Raw genomic sequence first — 843 nt, forward strand, 5'->3', positions numbered from 1 at the left:
GGGGTATCTGGTGTAAATGTCCAGTTGCCTGCTGAGTCGACTGTCGTTGTACCTAGTGGTTGACCGTTATCAATCACTTCAACGGTTGCACCCGGTTCACCTGTACCTGTAATCGTCGGAGTGGTGTCATCCGTAGTGCCGCCAGCTGGTATTTCTCCGATCGTAGGACCGACATCATCTGTTGCCGTGATGTCTGCTGGTTGGTTCGGTGCTGTACTGTCCAAGATGATTGGGTATTCACCTGTTGCTGGGCTTTCTTGCCCTGCTGGATCTACAGCTACAGCTGTGAGTTTCTTCTCACCATCTGCACCCAAATCGGCAACATCAAGAGTCCATGTACCGTCTGGTTTGACTGCAACTGAACCCACTTCTGTGCCATTGCTGTACACATGAACTGTGGTGCCTGGTTGTGCTGTTCCGCTCACTGTTGGTGTTTTGTCATCCGTCGTCGCACCTTTTTGTAAAGGTCCTGTTATGTCTCCAACATTATCTGATACTGTTTGTATTGTCGGTGCCAATGGTGCTGAACCAATCACGTTAAAGTCGATTGGATCTGTTGCTTGGCCTTCGTTACCTGCTGCATCCACTGGTTTACCTGTGAAACTATGATCACCTCCAATCAGTGGGAGTTCTGGTGTAAAGCTCCACGTACCATCAGGTTGTACTGTTGCTGTTCCAATCAATCCACCATTGTCATAAACATTGACATAGTCAACATCAGGTGTAGCCTGACCTGTAAATTCTGGACGTGTGTCATCGGTACTGGTGCCGTCTTCGATCGCTCCTGTAACTGCGCCAACATCATCTAGTAATTTAACATCGCTCAAACTGCCATCAACGGGG

Annotated in this window: 1 protein-coding gene; it reads right to left on the reverse strand. The window is 48.8% G+C overall.

Annotated features, from left to right (window positions below; translation table 11 throughout):
• Positions 1-827 (reverse strand): Ig-like domain-containing protein (locus tag GGG_RS20225; protein ID WP_227500517.1); only part of this gene is annotated, 827 nt, incomplete at its 3' end.
• Between the last annotated feature and the right edge of the window lie 16 nt (positions 828-843).

The sequence above is a fragment of the Acinetobacter sp. P8-3-8 genome (assembly GCF_000214135.1).
GTDB lineage: Bacteria > Pseudomonadota > Gammaproteobacteria > Pseudomonadales > Moraxellaceae > Acinetobacter.